Genomic DNA, 16,138 nt, shown 5'->3' with positions numbered 1-16,138 from the left:
CTCATCGCTCTTTTCTTTTACACTCGCCCCCTCCTGTGCGTCATTGCGAGCGATAGCGTAGCAATCCCCAAGCGACGAACGATGCAGACACCTTTCTATCGGGGATTACTACGCTCGTTCCTCGCTCGTAATGACGTTGAGGCGGCTAATCATTCGTCCGTCTATTCCTCAACCAATACCACCCGAGGTTAAATGCTATAACCAAGTGATTAAAAACAGTTGGTACCAACCCATAATACCGTTTCATAATATCAAAACGCTCCTGCAAACTTTGGCGGTGTTTATGTTTTGACATGCCACCAACCAGGTAGCGTGCCACATATTGGTTTACATTGACTATGGTTTTTGCTTTTTTCGCGGCGCGGATGATCCAGTCTATATCTGCACTAAGTTGGTAACGGCTGTCGTAAGGCTCGGCTAAGCTTCGTTTAATGTAGATGGCCTGGTGACTGATACTCATTCCCCACTTAAAATCCCGCCAGGTAAATTGAGCCGGGGCTTTATGACGACGCTGGCCAAGGCTATTGCCGGTATCATCTATCATCTCAGTTTCGCCATAATAAATATCAGCGTTGTTTGCTGTCGCGAAGATATTAGCGGCGGTGTCATTAGCGTAGATCTCATCGCCCGAATTCATGAATAGCACATAATCGCCGTTTGCTATGGCAAGGCCTTTGTTCATGGCATCGTAAATACCTTTATCGGCTTCGCTTATTAATTTGCTAACGCGATCATTATAACGGTCGATTACGTCGAGTGTGCCATCGGTTGATGCGCCGTCGATAATGATATACTCGATGTTGGCATAAGTTTGGTTTAACACCGAGAGCATGGTGCGCTCAATATGTTTGGCATCATTAAACACCACGGTTATAACGCTCAGTTTTGGGTTAAACATGAGTTCCTCCCCTTACATTACGGTATAGTTCGATATGTTGGGCGGCTATTACATTTTCGGCAAACTTATCCATAATAGTTTGGCGGGCCTGTTGCTGCAGTTTTTCTTTTTCGGGGTGATTTACGGTCCACTCCATACCATCGGCAAAACTCTCTGCCGAGCGATAGGTGGCCAGGTAACCGTTGTGTTTATGCTGCACCATGTTTGGTATACCGCCTGTTGTAAAAGCCACCACAGGCGTGCCACAAGCCAAGCTTTCCATAACCGTATATGGCAGGTTATCCTCCAGCGACGGGATCAAAAACGCATCAGCAGCAGCGTAGCAATTGGCTAGCTTGGCATCATCGTTTATGGTGCCAAGAAATGTTGTTTTAAATGAAAACTCAGGCACGTCCTCCGCATTACGATTACCGAAAACTACCAGTTCAATATCATCAGCCTTAACACCCAGGCGTTGCTTTAAAATATCCAGGCTATCCAACAGGTATTGCGTGCCTTTGTGCAGGTCCTTGCGCGATGGCATGAAGCCACTCAGAAAAATAAACTTATCCGGATTAAGGCCGGCTTGTAATTTTGCTTCGCGTTTATCTGCCGGTTTAAAAATGTCTGTTTCGAGGGTGTTGGGGATGTTAATAACGTTCTTGCCCCGCATCAGGCTACTGGCCCGCACCGAGTCCTGCATCCAGGTGCTGGGGGCTATCACCGTAAAATCAAGCTTTTGATAAGCCTTGTTCTTCTTCGCCCAGATATGGTGCGATTCATCATCCGCCCCCGGCGATTTTAACAGCGGGCAAAAGCCACATTCATTCTTAAAATGATCGCAGGTATAGCGCACATGACAGCCACCGGTAAAGGCGTTACTGTCGTGAAAGGTCCATACTACCGGCTTGTTGAGTTTGGCTATTTCGGCAATGTGTTTGGGATTGAGGAAGCTGTGATTAACCCAATGCAGGTTGATCACATCGGCCGCCTTTACATCGGGATGATGTATAACCGAACGCCCAAACCACGCGAATGAGAACGGTGTACGAAGAGCGGGCTTTAGAAATCGTTTAGCTAAAAGGCGCTCACCAATAATAACGGCGGCAGTATAAGCCTTCTGAATAAAATTACGGTTAAAAGTACCCACCTCCGGGTTATTGCCAAACTTATAGTGCACCACAATTTTTGAATCGACGCCGTGAGCCTGCAAAGCCTTGTTTAAGCGCATACACGCCCGACCCGCACCGCCATTGCCATCGTATGTGTTAATGTGTACTACTTTTAGCATCATCAAAAATACATTTATTTAGAAGCTTGACGCAGATACTTTGCCTTCATCTGCATCATAAACCGCAAGCCGCGTTTTACCAGGCTGCCTTTACGATGCCGCAGGAAATATTTGATAGCTGCATAAGCCTGCTCATCTTCCTTAATTTCTGTAGGGAATTGGGTTACCGGCTGCTGCGATATCTTCACATCATACATGTTCTCGCCAAGGTTGGAGTGTACACCGGTACCATCATGCCCTATGTTGTTAATGAGCGATTTGGCTGGGTTAAGCGTCAACCCACCGTTTAAAAATACTGACGCATACCAGCGTATGGCCCATGAGTTATTCTTGCCCGCTTTAAACTCCTTTACCTGGCGCCAAAAGTTCATGGTGTGGTTTATGGAGAAGCGGTTTATCTTTTCGGTATCAAACCGGGCTATCAGTTTATCAATATCAGGCTCAAAGTTTCTCCACGCACGGGCCCAGGTTGCCCAGCCCCAGCTGCTGGCCGCGCGGTAAAAAAAGGTTTGCGGCAGGACGTTGGCTTCTTTCAGGTTGTACATGTAAGCGCCAATGTGCATCACCTTTTCTTCTTCCGCGTAGCGGGAAAGGGCCTCGTTAAAATATTGCAGGGTATAGGGTGATGATAGCAGGTCATCCTCAAAAACAATGACCGTGCCGTACTCGGTAACCAGTTTGGTAACGCCATCGATAATAGATGCGGCCAGGCCCATATTTTGTTTTCGCTCTACCACCTTTACGGCTTTAAAACCTGTTGTCGCGTTAGCTATATCACGCACTTGCTGCACCCGGTCCTCATCGGCGGGGGTTTTGGCGGCATCGGCAAAAATGTAGAGGCGGCTTTCATCGGCCAGCTCATTTTTTTGCAGATAGCTTATGGTGCGGCGGGTATGCTCGGGCCGGTTGTAAACAAAAAGGGCAATAGGGGCAAGTTTTTGCATGGCCTGCCTGCTTTAGGTTTTCTTTAACACATAAAACACGCTTTGCGGGGCTATGCGCTCCAGTTTTTTGGTAGCGTGATAGTGCAAATTCCAGGCAAATAGTTTGGCCAGCCATTTATCAAACACCACATAGCTTTTATGAGTGAAGATAGCTTTCTTAAAAAATTTAGACCATATGCGTTGAAAGAAAGCCGTCATACAAAAGCAAAAGCCTTCGTTAATTACTTCCATCTTCAGGTCATTGAATATTTTGCGGAAGATGGGTAGTGGTATGCCACGTTCATGACGGGTTAGGCCCTTGCGGGGTTTTGTCCAGTCGCCCATGGAAATGATGGGTTCGCGCAGTAGGATATAGCCGCCCGGTTTGGTAACGCGGTGCAGCTCCTGCAGTATAAACGTAATGTTGGGTGTATGGTGTATGGTACCGAAACAGGTTACCAGGTCAAACGTATTATCCGGAAAATCCAAAGCGCCAGATACGGCAGGTTTAACATAATTTGGTACAATATCACCCAACTTATCCGACCGTAAATTGTCCGAAGGCTCAACAATGTACAGGTTCTTTATCCTGTCAATTATCGGGAAAAACTCATGGCCCCAGGCAGCACCCAGACCCAATACATTTTCAAAACTTTTTCCTTTTAAGTAGTTAAAGCCGTGCAGGGTATTCAGCGCGTCGTAGCCGTAGGTGTATTCCTCAGCATCTTTACTGCCCAGGTTGGCGTAGGCTTCTGTCTCCTCTTCGTACCACTGCTGTATCTGGCTCAGCGTAAAATCATCACCATAAACAACGCTACCCGATCTGTATTTTTCTTCCATTAATGCTAATTGGTTCTCTTCGCCAAAAATACTATATAATTACAAAATCAGGCATTTACATTATTTTATAATTGCTATCCAGCCGGCCAGTACTTTTGAGCCGTCTTTTAGGTCGACTGTGTAATAATAGGTACCAAACGGCAACGTCTGCGCATTATTTTTTCCATCCCAGGGTTTGCTGTAACCGATACTTTTAAAAACCCGGGTGCCGTTTTTTGCAAACACGGTCACCTCGCATTTTGGGTAAGCCGCCAGGGCCGCAATTTCCCACAGATCGTTTAGCCCATCGCCATTGGGGGTAAACGAATTTGGCACATGCAACCGCGGATATACTTTGATAAACAGATCATCACTTACCGTAAAACACGCCTTACCGGCAGTAGTGGCTATAAGCGTGTAAGTAATGTCACGCGGTGGTGTTGCTATTGGCGTAAGCGACGAAGGGTCACTCAAGTATGTTTCGGGCAACCATTTATAAGTAACATTAGCATCGCCGGTAACTTTGCCTTGTAATTTAATGGAATGGTTTTCCACCATCTCAACATCGGCACCCGCAGTAACCATCGGTTTAACTACCACCGTTACGGTTACCAATTTGGGGATACTACACACACCTTTTGAAATGGTAACGGTATAAGTGGTGGTTGTTTTTGGCGAAGCTACAGGATTGGCCACATTGGCATCTGAAAGCCCGGTGACCGGCAGCCAGCTGTATGTAGTACCACCCGTGGCATTTAATTGCACACCATTTTCTCCATCACACATCAACTGCGCGGTTGATACGGTTACTCCCGCCGCCATATCATCGGGGTAATAAACTGTAACGCTTACAGACGGGTTGCTGCAGTCCATGGAAGTAACCACCCGCCGGTAATAAACTGTCCCCTTTACTAAGCTGGGCACCAGGCTTTCTGCTATTGCACCTGGGATATCGGTAAAATTGATATTATTGGATGAGGATTGCCATTGATAACTAAACTTGTCATTCCCCCCGGTTGGCTTATTAATACTGTTAAGCGTAGGCGGAGCCGAAGCATCGCATACCTGGCTGTATGCAGGCATGATATTGTTATTTAAAACGGGCGGATAGATAGTTACCGTAACGGGATCGCTATAAGGCGGAACACTACAATCGTCTGTATTTACTACACGCCTGAAATAGGTGGTGCTGCTTACCGCCGGCGGATCATAGGTAGTATTGGTGGCACCCGGGATATCAACAAATTTGCTGGCATCTATGCTCATTTGCCATTGATAAGTGGCGTTACCGGTAGAAACAGGGCTGCCGTTAATAACACCCGGATCAGCAGGCCCACAAAATGCGGTTGCGCCTGTTTGTGTGATGGTGTTGTCGCCATATGGCATTAAAACTACAAAATGTATCACATTGCTATAGGATACATCCGCACACACACCTGAACGTACCACACGCCGAAAGTACCCCGAAGCATACAAAGCCGGCGGAGCATAAGTTTGTTCTGTAGCACCGCCTATGGGAGCAAAATCAAACCCATCGGCCGATCGCTCCCACTGGTAGTCATATTTCAGAACCCCTCCTTCCGGCTTCCTGCCCATTAGAATATCGGGTTTGGATACGTTACAAAACTTAGTTACTGCCGGCGGGTCTATATAATTATTTGATATTTGCAGTGGCCGGGGTTTGTATTTGGCTAAAAAACCATCGGCATCGCCTTTTGCCACAAGTTCGGTAGGTGTACAGTCCCGCATATCAGAAACTATATTCTCGCAAAACGAGCCGGCCACTAAAACCTCACCCTCCGTATCAACGTCTATACCGGCGGCTGTTACTTTACTGCATATGGAGCTACCCATATTTCCGCTCCATTGGTAATTACCATTGGCGTCATACTTAAGAATAAATATATCCAGCTGCCCATGATAGTTTTTTATATCTATATCCGCCGAAGCGTCAAAGTCAACCCTACCGGTAAACCGGCCGGTTATGTATACTTCATCGTTTTTAGCAGTTATATCTTGCGGTTCGATAGCGCTGCCCGTACCGCCTACACGCTTTGCCCAGGCAAATGTACCATCGGCATTATATTTTGCAATGAATATATCCTGCGCATTGGTGCCGGTTAATATTTGACCGGGCGCGAAGGTTACTGTTGGGGAGGACACATTACCGGTAACGTATACAGCCTGGCTTACCAGATCAACACTTACATAACTTATGGCGTTACCTTGTATGGGTTGCACCCACATGGCCTTACCATCTGCCCCATATTTAGCAATAAACGAAGCTACCGGCCCGGGTGCGGTTAAGTTACGAGCCGCGCCCAGCGGGTTAAAATTAACCGTACCTGTAAATGTGCCGGATACAACCATGCTATTGTTAGCACCACGAGCAATATCATGCAATGAGTTATCGCCGGTTTGGCCCAGTTGGAAAGCCCAATTTACCGAGCCGGCAGTGTTATATTGTATCATCAACCCGCTTTTGCCGCCGGTATTGGTAAAGTTGTAGGGGCTTGGTGTATTTAAATCGATAGCGTTATTCACCCTGGCATCAGTTTGAAACCAGCCTATTGTAGTACGGCCCCCAACTGTGTTTATACTTGTTTTTTCGCCTGCGCTAAAACTCGTACCGTCTACACAGGCAGCCCATAAATACGTGCCGTTTTCGTCAAGGCTAATCGTAAACGAATGAGCTCTGTTATCATTATTTACAAGGCTTTTGGTGCCCGCACCGGGGTCGGCATCTATGGTTCTGTCAAAGGTGCCTGTTATGGTTACCTGCCCGCCGGGAATGATAGCCAGGCCTGAAGACAAATCGGCACCGCCGCCGCCAATTGACACCGCCCACAGTAATGAGCTTGCCGAATTATATTTAGCCACAAATACATCTTCGGCACCTATAGCTTGCAGCATCCTCCCGCCAAATGTACGGTCAAAGTCTACCTTCCCTGTATAGGTCCCTGTAACATATATGTTGTCCTTGTCGTCCACCTTCATGTCGGTGACTTTGCAATTATTATACTGCCCCGACATAGCCAGGGCCCAGGTGGGGATAGTTGGCAATAGCTGCCCTATACCGGCAAGCGGCAGCAATAAAAAAATAAAAACGAGTTGATAAAACGGTTTATAATTATCTGGCATTCACTCCAAAATATCTTTACAAGATACCGATAATTAGCGAATTAATTGAAAAGCTTTCTTCAGGGTTGCGTCCACTTTATCATTAATATCCGTCGATATTTTAAAGTAATACGCCAATAAGCAGTAAATGGTTGCCGTAAGCCCACTACGGATGGCAATATCCAGGAAAACATTAGGCATACGCCAAAAATAGTATCCGGCCAAAAAGCTTGCCACGCCGGCTACAATTACTAATAAATGCTTAGCCGTAAAAGGCTGCATATTAAAGCGGTATTTAATGTATAACCAGGTAATAAAGTTTAGCCCAAGCATGGTAAACAGGTAAGCCAGCGCCGCACCCAAGCCACCGTAAATGGGTATCAACAAATAGTTACAGGTTACACAAAACACCACCGCCAGCATTACAAACAGGGTAATTAACCTGTACTTATGCGATGTGGAAATGATATAGGCATTAAGCCCGCCGGTAATATCAACCAAAAAACCTAAGCCTATGGCAATAAACAGGGTAAAATATTTTGGATCGGTAAATTCCTGGTTGCGCGCAATGGCATATAGGTTTTCGCGGTTTACAATGATGCCCACAAACAGCAGGCAGCCAATAACCATTTGTACTATTGACGTTTTATAATATACTTCGGCAATGGCCGGCATATTTTTGGTTTTCCAGGCATCGGCCACTATAGCATACGTTGTACGGCTTAAGGCCTGGGCGGGTACGCTTATAACAATAGCGATGTTAAAATACCAGCTGTACACACCTTGCGCGCCGTCGCCTAGCATGGCGCTAAGCATTAATGTATCTACCTTTTGCAGCAATACATATACCGAACTTGATACCAGTGTAAACAGGCCAAAACCTACTACTTCGCGCTTTTTTATGGTTTTAAAACGATAGTCGGTTATTTTGTAGCTGAATTTTCCGCTGGAGGCGATGCTGATCAGCAGCAACAATGATATTAAACCATTGGCTGCAATGTACAGGAATATAAAATCCTGGAAGTTGATGGTTTTAAAAATGATCATCACCAAAAACACCGATGTAAGCACACGCAGCACTACGTTTTGCAACACGTTGGAATAAATAGTTTGGTAGATAATACGGCCCGACATCTCCAGGTAATTAAACACCACCACAAAAAGCGACAAGGGAATAAGCAGGTAATAATACTGTACAAACAACGGCGATTTATCAATAAACGCCGCTGTAATAACGGGCCTGAACACGACGTATAAAAGTGTTGCGGCTAAAAACCCTGCAACCGATAATATGGCCGACCAATGGATAAAACCGTTATGCAGCTTATTATCTGTACGATAAAAGGGGAAATACTTGGCCATTACGCTGGGGATACCCATGGAGGCCACCAGCGAATACAACACCGATATACTGATGATGAGGTTATAAAAACCGTATTCGCTACTGGTTTTGGGGAATACCGAGGGAAAAAGCAAAACCGTATTTACATACGCTATTACCATACCTGCGTATGATACAATGGTATTTTTATAGGCCTGCTTTTTTACAATTCCCATTAGGGCGTAGTATTAATATTTTATGGCGATACGACCGGTATAGTCAATACGGTTTAGCAATAATGGCAATTTCTTGTTTTCAATATATTCATCAACTGCTTTGCGGGCACCTTCCCAGTGGCCATAATCGTCAATAATGATTACGCCGCCCGGCACCAGTAGTGGGTACAGGTGTTCCATTTCATGCTTGGTCGACTCGTACCAATCTGTATCCAAACGCAGCAGGGCAATTTTACCGGGCAGTGTTTTAGGTATACTGTCTTCCACTTTACCTTTTACAAAGTGTACTTTTTCTTTGGGATAGTTAAGGCTGCCAACGTTTTGCTGCACTTCGTCTAATGCCGAGTAGCACCATACCGAAGTGGCATCGTTTTTATCGCTGGCATCAAGCAATACATCGGCACCTGTACCGGTAAAAACCTTATCATGCTCGGTTGGGGCCGACATGCCCTCGAAGGTATCATACAAAAATATCTCGCGGCTTTTGTCGCCGGCTTTTATTAATGTATCAATAGCCGCCATGGTACTGCCGCCACGCCATACGCCACACTCCACAAAATCGCCTTCAATTTTATTTTTAACCAAATAGTTTACAGCGGCGCAAAGGGCAGATATACGCTCGGGGGTGGTCATGGTATATGGTTTTACCTTGTTGTAAGTTGCCACCGTTTCTTTTTCAAAATCGGCAGGCAGGCCGTTTATTACCAAACGTTCGTCGGGTTTTACCAGGTCATACCCTAATTTATTAATTGCCTTACGTATAATTTGTCGTAACATGTTAATTGGTTTTTATTGCTTGCTGCAATATTTCGGCTAAGTTATTTATCCTATAGTTGATATCATAATTTTGGCGGATGTGTGCCGCCTCTTTAGCGCCTAGTTGGGCAGCCAGCTGCACGTCTCCGGCCAATTTAAGCATGTAAGCGGCCATACCGTCTATATCATGCTCGGCCACGAGGTAGCCTGTTTCGCCGTTGATGACGGCTTCCGTTATACCCGCGTGCTGTGTGCTCACAATGGCCAGACCCGATGCACCTGCTTCCAGGATAGTGTTAGGCGTGCCTTCCATATCGCCATCGGCAGCCGTTACCGAATGTTGAACAAAACAGCGCGTTTGCTGCATGAGTTGCTGTATTTGCGTAGCAGTTTGCACGCCGGGGAAGGTTACTTTACCTTCAAGGTTTAACCCGTTTACCAGTATTTGCGCAGCTTCCAGTAAAGGGCCTGTGCCCACCATGGTTAAGTGCGCATCGGCATATGCGTCAACCACTTGTTTAAATGCTTTGATGACCGACGAGGGCGATTTCTTTTCTACAAAACGCCCAACTGCCAAAAACTCAATTGCCGAAGCGCCAACATCCGCTATAGTAAACTTATCGGTATTTACACCGTAGGGATTTAGTATCAATTTACTGGCAGGGGCGCCTAATCGTTTCAGTTCATTCAGCATATCGCCGGATACAGCGATAAGGGCCGAGGCGTAGTTAAACGAATTTTTGTAAAACGGCAGGTATTTAGCTACGGTAGCCCGGTGATGCACATCGGCACCATGATAGTGAATTACCAATGGTACGCCGGCCATTTGACAGGCGTTGGTTACCATGGCGCCAACCATACCATACTCCGCCAGTACAACATCTATTTTTTTATTGGTGAGGTATTGAGCCAGCGCTTTGGTGCGTACCGCGATGTTGTTTTGTTTAAATATCCGTTTTTGGATAATATAGCTTACCAAGCCGAATAAGGAACGGATGAGATATCTGCCCTCATCATCATAAACCGGGAAAGCGCCGCCATAAAGCACATACTTATTGCCGGGCAAACGGTTAATATGTTCCTGAATAAAGGTTTCAGAAAATGCGTTTTTATTGGGTTTTATAATACAAACATTGTAAGCCTGCATTATTCGGGTTTTTGTGCAACAACTACATATAACGAAGCATCCCTATCGCGCTGCGGCTGCGAATTAATTTTATTGAACAGCATTATTTTTAGCTGCATAACAAAAGCAAAAGGCGGCACCAAAAATTTAGGGAGCTTGTTGATGATGGCATCCTGCAACAACTGCAAGCCACTAGCTGCTAAACCCATTATACCAAAGAAGGTATTTATTTTAAAACCTTCCATCTCTACGGTTTTGCGGAGGCCGGCACTCGTCCAGCGCCAGTAATCGTTTGGTGTGGGGTGATAAAACCAGTAGCCGTGGGTGGTTAATATCAACGCGCCACCCGGCTTTAAAATGCGCATGGCTTCCTGCAGGTATCCTGCAGGCGAATCAACATGCTCCAACACCTGGTTTGACAGGATAATGTCGCAATAGTTATCAGGCAGGGTAGTTTTGCTATCAAAATCAATATGGTGCTCGGCGCGTGGGTTAAGGTCAAGATCAACCCCCAGGTATTTGCCCACCATCGGCTCAATAACCGATCGGTAGGGCATGTCGCCACAACCAAAATCCACCAGTAACAGCTCGTTATTTTGGGCGGTTAACTGCTTTATAGTTTTTAACGTTTCGTCACGCAAATGCTTTAAATGCACGTAGCGCGGGTGGAATATAGTAGGGTTTAGCCTGTCATTGCCATTCATGCGGCTAATTTACTTCTTTATTTGGATTTGTTAATTTTTAGCGGTGTACAATTTTTTAACGTCGGCAGCGCCTAATAGCCTGTTATAAATTCTAACGTCATCTATCCCACCCTTAACATTGTAGCCATCTGCCGATGCAGTTAATTCATCGCGCCCGATAAACATTTTTGAAGAAATACTAGCGTTTGGACTAGGAATGGCACTGGTTACATTATCAAGTTCACCATCAACATAAATAGTTAATTTTTGGGTTGATAATTTATAACTGGCAGTTATCATATGCCATTGGCCAAGTGTGATCACTTTAGTACCACGCGCAAAAGCACTGGTGCTACCCGGGCCAAAGGTTACCACACCTTTTGGAGATATGGCATCGCCGGTTACTCCCCAGGCCCAGCCATTATCGTTACCCGTTAGGTGTTTACATAATACATTATATCCGTACGAGTCGCTGTATTTATCCAGGTTTACCCAGGCATTAAGCGTAAAATCGGTATTATTTAGTCGCAAAGGCACATTATCATTCACAGTTAAATAACTGTTTACCCCGCTAAAGTAAAAAGCTGAGTGTGACGCGCCGAACCTATTTGCAGTCGGGGTAAGATTAACGTAGTATGAGGCATGATTAGCTTTGCCCGATGAATCGGCACCGCCATTGCTAAACTGGTAATAACCAAGCAAACCAACACGTAGGCTATCAACAGTAGGAGTTTTGGTTTCTTCTGCTTTTTTACATGAAGCAGCAGAACCAGCTAAAAATAAAGCGAAGCAGAAAAGTAAAATTTTATTCATATAAGGTTTAGTGTTTATAGCGCTAATATAAAAATTACCTACTGTTATTCAGTGTAATAATTATCATACAAAGCTTAGTGTTTTTTATAGTACTGCAAATAGTTGACCTTCTTAACAGTATCCTTACGCCAGATAATGAGCGAGTCTTTGGTAAGCTTCTGCACATCGAATGAGCGCTCCAAAGGCTTGTTTTTATCCAGCACTAGTAAACAGCCGGGTTGCGATATGCCCCAGGTACCGTTAAGCGTGTTACCGTTGCTTACCACGTTGTAAGTTGCATCAGAATTAAGCCTGAAGTAGCCCACCGGGTATGTGTATTTGGTATCCAGTACCATTTTACCGCTATACATTGTTTCGGTAGTAAATACGTTATCCCACCTGAATTGCAGTAACGGAAACTCCGGGCAGTTAAAGGTGGCGTAATGCTGGATGTATACCGTATTACCTACTTTTTGCCGAATGGTTAACGAGTCGGCAGAGAGTTGGGTAACAGTAAACTTGCGCTCGGTATTGGTTTTGGGGTTGAGCACAAACATACAATCGTTATCTATCACCCATTTACCATCTTCGGGCGCGCCATCACTGTAAAGGTTATAGGTATAATCCAGGTTTAACTGGAAATAACCGTGCCCAAGCACAATTTTAGATTTTAAAACCGAACCATCTGTATTATAAATGGTGGTTTGCGTGTAGATGTTCGACCAGCGTTTAAGGTACGAAACAGACGAATCATGCAGACATATATCTGCTGATGGCGTCATGTTTTTACGGCAAGCCGCAAAAGTCACAACAATAGTCAGTATCAGCCAGTAAAACCTTTTCATTTTAATCAACATACAAATATATCGGTTTTTACGCCAAACAAAAAGAGCCCCGCAAAAACGGGGCCCTTTTATATATAGATCAGTTAATTTGTATTACGATTGGAATTTTTTTCCGTTGATCTTACGCTCGTTTTCGGTTAAGTATATTTTACGCAAACGGATGCTTTGAGGTGTAACCTCAATATACTCATCAGCCTGGATATACTCCATTGATTCCTCTAACGAGAATTTGATAGCAGGCGCTATACGTACGTTGGTATCGCTACCTGATGCACGCATGTTGGTTAACTGCTTGCCTTTAGTTAAGTTGATCACCAGGTCGTTATCGCGGATGTGCTCGCCCAAAACCTGGCCTTCGTAAATATCAACACCCGGATCAATAAAGAAACGGCCACGATCCTGCAATTTATCAATAGCGAAAGCAGTGGTTTTACCGGTATCCATTGATACCAACACACCGTTTGAACGACCAGGGATAGTACCTTTCCAAGGCTCGTAGGCTTTAAAGCGGTGAGCCATGATAGCCTCGCCACCGGTAGCGGTTAACACGTTGTTACGTAAACCGATGATACCGCGTGACGGGATCTCAAACTCTAGGTGTTGTAAGTCGCCTTTAGGCTCCATGATCAACAGGTCGCCTTTGCGTTGGGTTACCAACTCGATAACTTTACCGGCAACATCACCCGGAACGTCAACCGTTAAAACCTCGATAGGCTCGCATTTCATACCGTCGATCTCTTTAACGATAACCTGCGGCTGACCAACCTGCAACTCATAACCTTCGCGACGCATGGTCTCGATCAATACTGACAAGTGAAGAATACCACGGCCATACACCAGGTATGAATCGGGCGAATCGGTTTCAACAACCTTAAGCGCCAGGTTTTTCTCCATCTCTTTGTATAAACGATCGCGCACGTGGCGTGAAGTAACAAATTTACCTTCTTTACCAAAGAACGGTGAGTTGTTGATAGTGAACAACATGTTCATGGTAGGCTCGTCAATTTTGATTACCTCCAGTTGCTCCGGGTTCTCAAAATCAGCAATAGTATCACCAATATCAAAACCATCAATACCTACAACGGCGCAAATATCGCCGGCGCTAACTTCGGTAGCTTTAACCTTACCTAAGCCTTCAAAAGTATATAGTTCTTTAATACGTGTTTTTTGGATAGTACCATCGCGTTTTACCAATGATACCGGCATGTTTTCTTTGATAACACCACGGGCTACACGACCGATAGCGATACGACCAACGAATGAAGAATAGTCTAACGACGTGATCTGCATTTGTAAAGTACCTTCGTTAATTGGCGCAGGCGGAATGTTTTCCAAAATAGCGTCCATCAACGGGAATATATCTTCTGTCGGTTTTTTGTAGTCGGTGCTCATCCAACCTTGTTTTGACGAACCGTAGATAACCGGGAAATCCAGCTGATCTTCGGTAGCATCAAGGTTGAAAAATAATTCGAAGATCTGCTCGTAAACCTCTTCAGGGCGGCAGTTCTCTTTATCAACTTTGTTTACAACCACAATTGGTTTCAAACCTAAAGCCAAAGCTTTTTGCGTTACGAAACGGGTTTGAGGCATTGCACCTTCAAAAGCATCGCAAAGTAACAATACGCCATCGGCCATTTTTAATACACGTTCAACCTCACCACCAAAGTCGGCGTGACCCGGGGTATCAATGATGTTGATCTTAACATCCTTGTATTTTACCGATACGTTTTTCGAAACGATGGTAATACCACGCTCGCGCTCCAGGTCGTTATTATCCAGTATCAACTCACCGGTTTCCTGCCCGTCTCTGAATATGGCGCAACTGTGTAAAATTTTGTCAACCAGGGTAGTTTTGCCGTGGTCAACGTGTGCGATGATCGCAATGTTTCTTATTTTTTGCATGAAATGCTTTTAAAATTTGGCGCAAAGGTACGCTTATTATATCGCATTTGAAAGTAATTGCCTAGTACAAAGTGCTTAGTGCTCAAATAAATTTGTCACCATTTGTTAATTTAATGGAAAAAGGCGAAGCATATAAAAGATGTAAGGCTGTTTTATTACATTTGGTTAACACAAAACCTATCACTTCTGATGTTAAATCGCACAATTATTATCGCCCTGCTAACTGTATTTTTAAGCCTTTCGGCCCATGCGCAAAACGGGTGGATAACCGTTAAAGCCGATAAGGACATATCGGTAAAATTCCCGTCGACACCTGTTAAGAAAAAGGGAGTGTATACGTATGCCAACAAAGATTCTACCGTAGTTTTAATATTCAGCGTACGCTCGCAGGACGGGCACACCCCCGATGAAACACCTTTTGATGAAATTTTCAAAAATGAGAAAAGGGCTCCGGGTGCACCTGATGTAACGCCGGACTTTGCGCCCATGTTTAAGCCCGGCGAATGGAACGGCCACCCTACCACTACCGTGAATATGGTGGTTGATAAGCGCCTGCTCGCTTTTTACATCATTGAGTTTGATGATGAGACGTATGTATTAAACGCCATTATTAAAAACGAAAAGCTCTACAAAATCAAAGATGACTTTTTTGCATCTATTCACCTCAATAAATAGCCGCCTGATTGGGGTTGAGTTGTAAGATTAAAAGAAGTCCTGTGTGCTTAAAAGATTCTGGTTTACGTTAAAAGTCATTTCGGAAGTATTGCTATAAAACCACCCGTGCCAACCATTTATCCAGGCGTAAAAAAACCTATCTCGCAATTTTTTTGGATCTTGTCTAAAATCCAAAAGTTTTATTTTAATAACCTTTTCTCCATTAGGCAATATATAACCAACAAACTGCTTGTCGTAATAAGCGCCATTCTTTAGCCACTTCAGGTAGCTGCTTGATGTAAACTCGTCTATAAAGTTTATATTTTCTTCGCTTAAGTTTATCTTAACGCTATCCGGCCTCCCTTCTCTGCGACTCCTTACCATCGATGTTAACAACGCCAATCTTTTGGCCGCATAATACTGATAGTTGATTTCTTTATTCACGCATTTTATCAGGTTCGTGTCGGGGGTGAAGTAACTCGCACTCACTGTTTCCTCATTATCTGGTACGTCTTTACCAAACGATGCAGGAAATATAACGCCGGTGGATTTTTCAAACTTCAATACCGTTATATCCTTTCGCAAACTACTATCAATCACATCTAGAGCAATGCCGCCCCCTTCGCGAAACGGCATTTTCCGCGCTCTGCATCCCAAAAAAATCAAAACAAGGCTCAGGTAAAAAATGTACTTCACAGACATTTTTCAAATCCCCATAAAAATAAAATAAAAAACCTATCCCACATACCAAGCGTTACATATAAACGTATAATCAATATTATTATCTAATTTT

At 44.5% G+C, this 16,138-nt stretch carries 14 protein-coding genes; 1 reads left to right on the top strand and 13 read right to left on the bottom strand.

The features are described 5' to 3' along the window. Positions 1–145: 145 nt before the first annotated feature. From AC59JT_RS00900 to typA, 12 genes are all read right to left on the bottom strand, one after another. Positions 146–898 (bottom strand): glycosyltransferase family 2 protein, encoded by a 753-nt coding sequence (locus tag AC59JT_RS00900; RefSeq protein ID WP_497395182.1) that lies wholly within the window; start codon positions 896–898, stop codon positions 146–148. Continuing rightward, entirely contained in the window at positions 891–2,171 is a 1,281-nt protein-coding gene (locus tag AC59JT_RS00895) for a glycosyltransferase family 4 protein (RefSeq protein ID WP_497395180.1), read from the bottom strand. Before AC59JT_RS00895 ends, AC59JT_RS00900 begins: the two co-directional genes overlap by 8 nt. A gap of 11 nt (positions 2,172–2,182) precedes the next feature. Further along, on the bottom strand, positions 2,183–3,112 hold the full coding sequence (locus AC59JT_RS00890; RefSeq protein ID WP_497395178.1) for a glycosyltransferase family protein: 930 nt from the start codon (positions 3,110–3,112) through the stop codon (positions 2,183–2,185). Positions 3,113–3,124: 12 nt separating this feature from the next. Beyond that, positions 3,125–3,931, bottom strand: coding sequence for a class I SAM-dependent methyltransferase (locus tag AC59JT_RS00885; RefSeq protein ID WP_497395176.1), 807 nt, complete (start codon positions 3,929–3,931; stop codon positions 3,125–3,127). A 60-nt stretch (positions 3,932–3,991) separates the two neighbouring features. After that, positions 3,992–7,051, bottom strand: coding sequence for a T9SS type B sorting domain-containing protein (locus AC59JT_RS00880; RefSeq protein WP_497395174.1), 3,060 nt, complete (start codon positions 7,049–7,051; stop codon positions 3,992–3,994). A 33-nt stretch (positions 7,052–7,084) separates the two neighbouring features. Then, on the bottom strand, positions 7,085–8,587 hold the full coding sequence (locus AC59JT_RS00875) for a lipopolysaccharide biosynthesis protein (protein WP_497395172.1): 1,503 nt from the start codon (positions 8,585–8,587) through the stop codon (positions 7,085–7,087). 12 nt (positions 8,588–8,599) lie between these two features. Continuing rightward, a complete protein-coding gene (locus AC59JT_RS00870) occupies positions 8,600–9,364 on the bottom strand; it encodes a TylF/MycF/NovP-related O-methyltransferase (protein ID WP_497395170.1) in 765 nt (254 codons plus the stop codon). 1 nt (position 9,365) lies between these two features. Next, on the bottom strand, positions 9,366–10,490 hold the full coding sequence (locus tag AC59JT_RS00865; protein ID WP_497395169.1) for a glycosyltransferase: 1,125 nt from the start codon (positions 10,488–10,490) through the stop codon (positions 9,366–9,368). Then, positions 10,490–11,173: a class I SAM-dependent methyltransferase gene (locus AC59JT_RS00860; RefSeq protein WP_497395167.1), complete on the bottom strand. Its 684-nt coding sequence runs from the start codon at positions 11,171–11,173 to the stop codon at positions 10,490–10,492. The genes AC59JT_RS00865 and AC59JT_RS00860 overlap by 1 nt, the downstream gene beginning before the upstream one ends. A gap of 30 nt (positions 11,174–11,203) precedes the next feature. After that, the gene (locus AC59JT_RS00855; protein WP_497395165.1) at positions 11,204–11,965 is read right to left on the bottom strand and encodes a LamG domain-containing protein; all 762 of its coding nucleotides are present in this window, start codon (positions 11,963–11,965) and stop codon (positions 11,204–11,206) included. A gap of 74 nt (positions 11,966–12,039) precedes the next feature. After that, positions 12,040–12,789 (bottom strand): hypothetical protein, encoded by a 750-nt coding sequence (locus tag AC59JT_RS00850; RefSeq protein WP_497395163.1) that lies wholly within the window; start codon positions 12,787–12,789, stop codon positions 12,040–12,042. A gap of 93 nt (positions 12,790–12,882) precedes the next feature. After that, positions 12,883–14,691 (bottom strand): translational GTPase TypA, encoded by a 1,809-nt coding sequence (typA, locus tag AC59JT_RS00845; RefSeq protein ID WP_497395161.1) that lies wholly within the window; start codon positions 14,689–14,691, stop codon positions 12,883–12,885. 189 nt (positions 14,692–14,880) lie between these two features. Here typA and AC59JT_RS00840 point away from each other — a divergent pair, with 189 nt between their 5' ends. After that, complete coding sequence (locus AC59JT_RS00840) at positions 14,881–15,366, top strand: hypothetical protein (protein WP_497395158.1); 486 nt, start codon at positions 14,881–14,883, stop codon at positions 15,364–15,366. Between the two features lie 27 nt (positions 15,367–15,393). Here AC59JT_RS00840 and AC59JT_RS00835 read toward each other — a convergent pair whose 3' ends face one another. Next, on the bottom strand, positions 15,394–16,047 hold the full coding sequence (locus AC59JT_RS00835; protein ID WP_497395156.1) for a hypothetical protein: 654 nt from the start codon (positions 16,045–16,047) through the stop codon (positions 15,394–15,396). Positions 16,048–16,138 lie beyond the last annotated feature (91 nt).

This window comes from Mucilaginibacter sp. A3364 (genome assembly GCF_059690715.1).
The sequence above is the reverse complement of the archived record's forward strand: the minus strand, read 5'-3'. Positions and strand labels throughout refer to the sequence as shown.

What these genes read in the sequence shown, in the direction of transcription:
- AC59JT_RS00900 (WP_497395182.1), bottom strand. Translation starts at nt 898, where the DNA reads ATGTTTAACCCAAAACTGAGCGTTATAACCGTGGTGTTTAATGATGCC.
- AC59JT_RS00895 (WP_497395180.1), bottom strand. Translation starts at nt 2,171, where the DNA reads ATGATGCTAAAAGTAGTACACATTAACACATACGATGGCAATGGCGGT.
- AC59JT_RS00890 (WP_497395178.1), bottom strand. Translation starts at nt 3,112, where the DNA reads ATGCAAAAACTTGCCCCTATTGCCCTTTTTGTTTACAACCGGCCCGAG.
- AC59JT_RS00885 (WP_497395176.1), bottom strand. Translation starts at nt 3,931, where the DNA reads ATGGAAGAAAAATACAGATCGGGTAGCGTTGTTTATGGTGATGATTTT.
- AC59JT_RS00880 (WP_497395174.1), bottom strand. Translation starts at nt 7,051, where the DNA reads ATGCCAGATAATTATAAACCGTTTTATCAACTCGTTTTTATTTTTTTA.
- AC59JT_RS00875 (WP_497395172.1), bottom strand. Translation starts at nt 8,587, where the DNA reads ATGGGAATTGTAAAAAAGCAGGCCTATAAAAATACCATTGTATCATAC.
- AC59JT_RS00870 (WP_497395170.1), bottom strand. Translation starts at nt 9,364, where the DNA reads ATGTTACGACAAATTATACGTAAGGCAATTAATAAATTAGGGTATGAC.
- AC59JT_RS00865 (WP_497395169.1), bottom strand. Translation starts at nt 10,490, where the DNA reads ATGCAGGCTTACAATGTTTGTATTATAAAACCCAATAAAAACGCATTT.
- AC59JT_RS00860 (WP_497395167.1), bottom strand. Translation starts at nt 11,173, where the DNA reads ATGAATGGCAATGACAGGCTAAACCCTACTATATTCCACCCGCGCTAC.
- AC59JT_RS00855 (WP_497395165.1), bottom strand. Translation starts at nt 11,965, where the DNA reads ATGAATAAAATTTTACTTTTCTGCTTCGCTTTATTTTTAGCTGGTTCT.
- AC59JT_RS00850 (WP_497395163.1), bottom strand. Translation starts at nt 12,789, where the DNA reads ATGAAAAGGTTTTACTGGCTGATACTGACTATTGTTGTGACTTTTGCG.
- typA (WP_497395161.1), bottom strand. Translation starts at nt 14,691, where the DNA reads ATGCAAAAAATAAGAAACATTGCGATCATCGCACACGTTGACCACGGC.
- AC59JT_RS00840 (WP_497395158.1), top strand. Translation starts at nt 14,881, where the DNA reads ATGTTAAATCGCACAATTATTATCGCCCTGCTAACTGTATTTTTAAGC.
- AC59JT_RS00835 (WP_497395156.1), bottom strand. Translation starts at nt 16,047, where the DNA reads ATGTCTGTGAAGTACATTTTTTACCTGAGCCTTGTTTTGATTTTTTTG.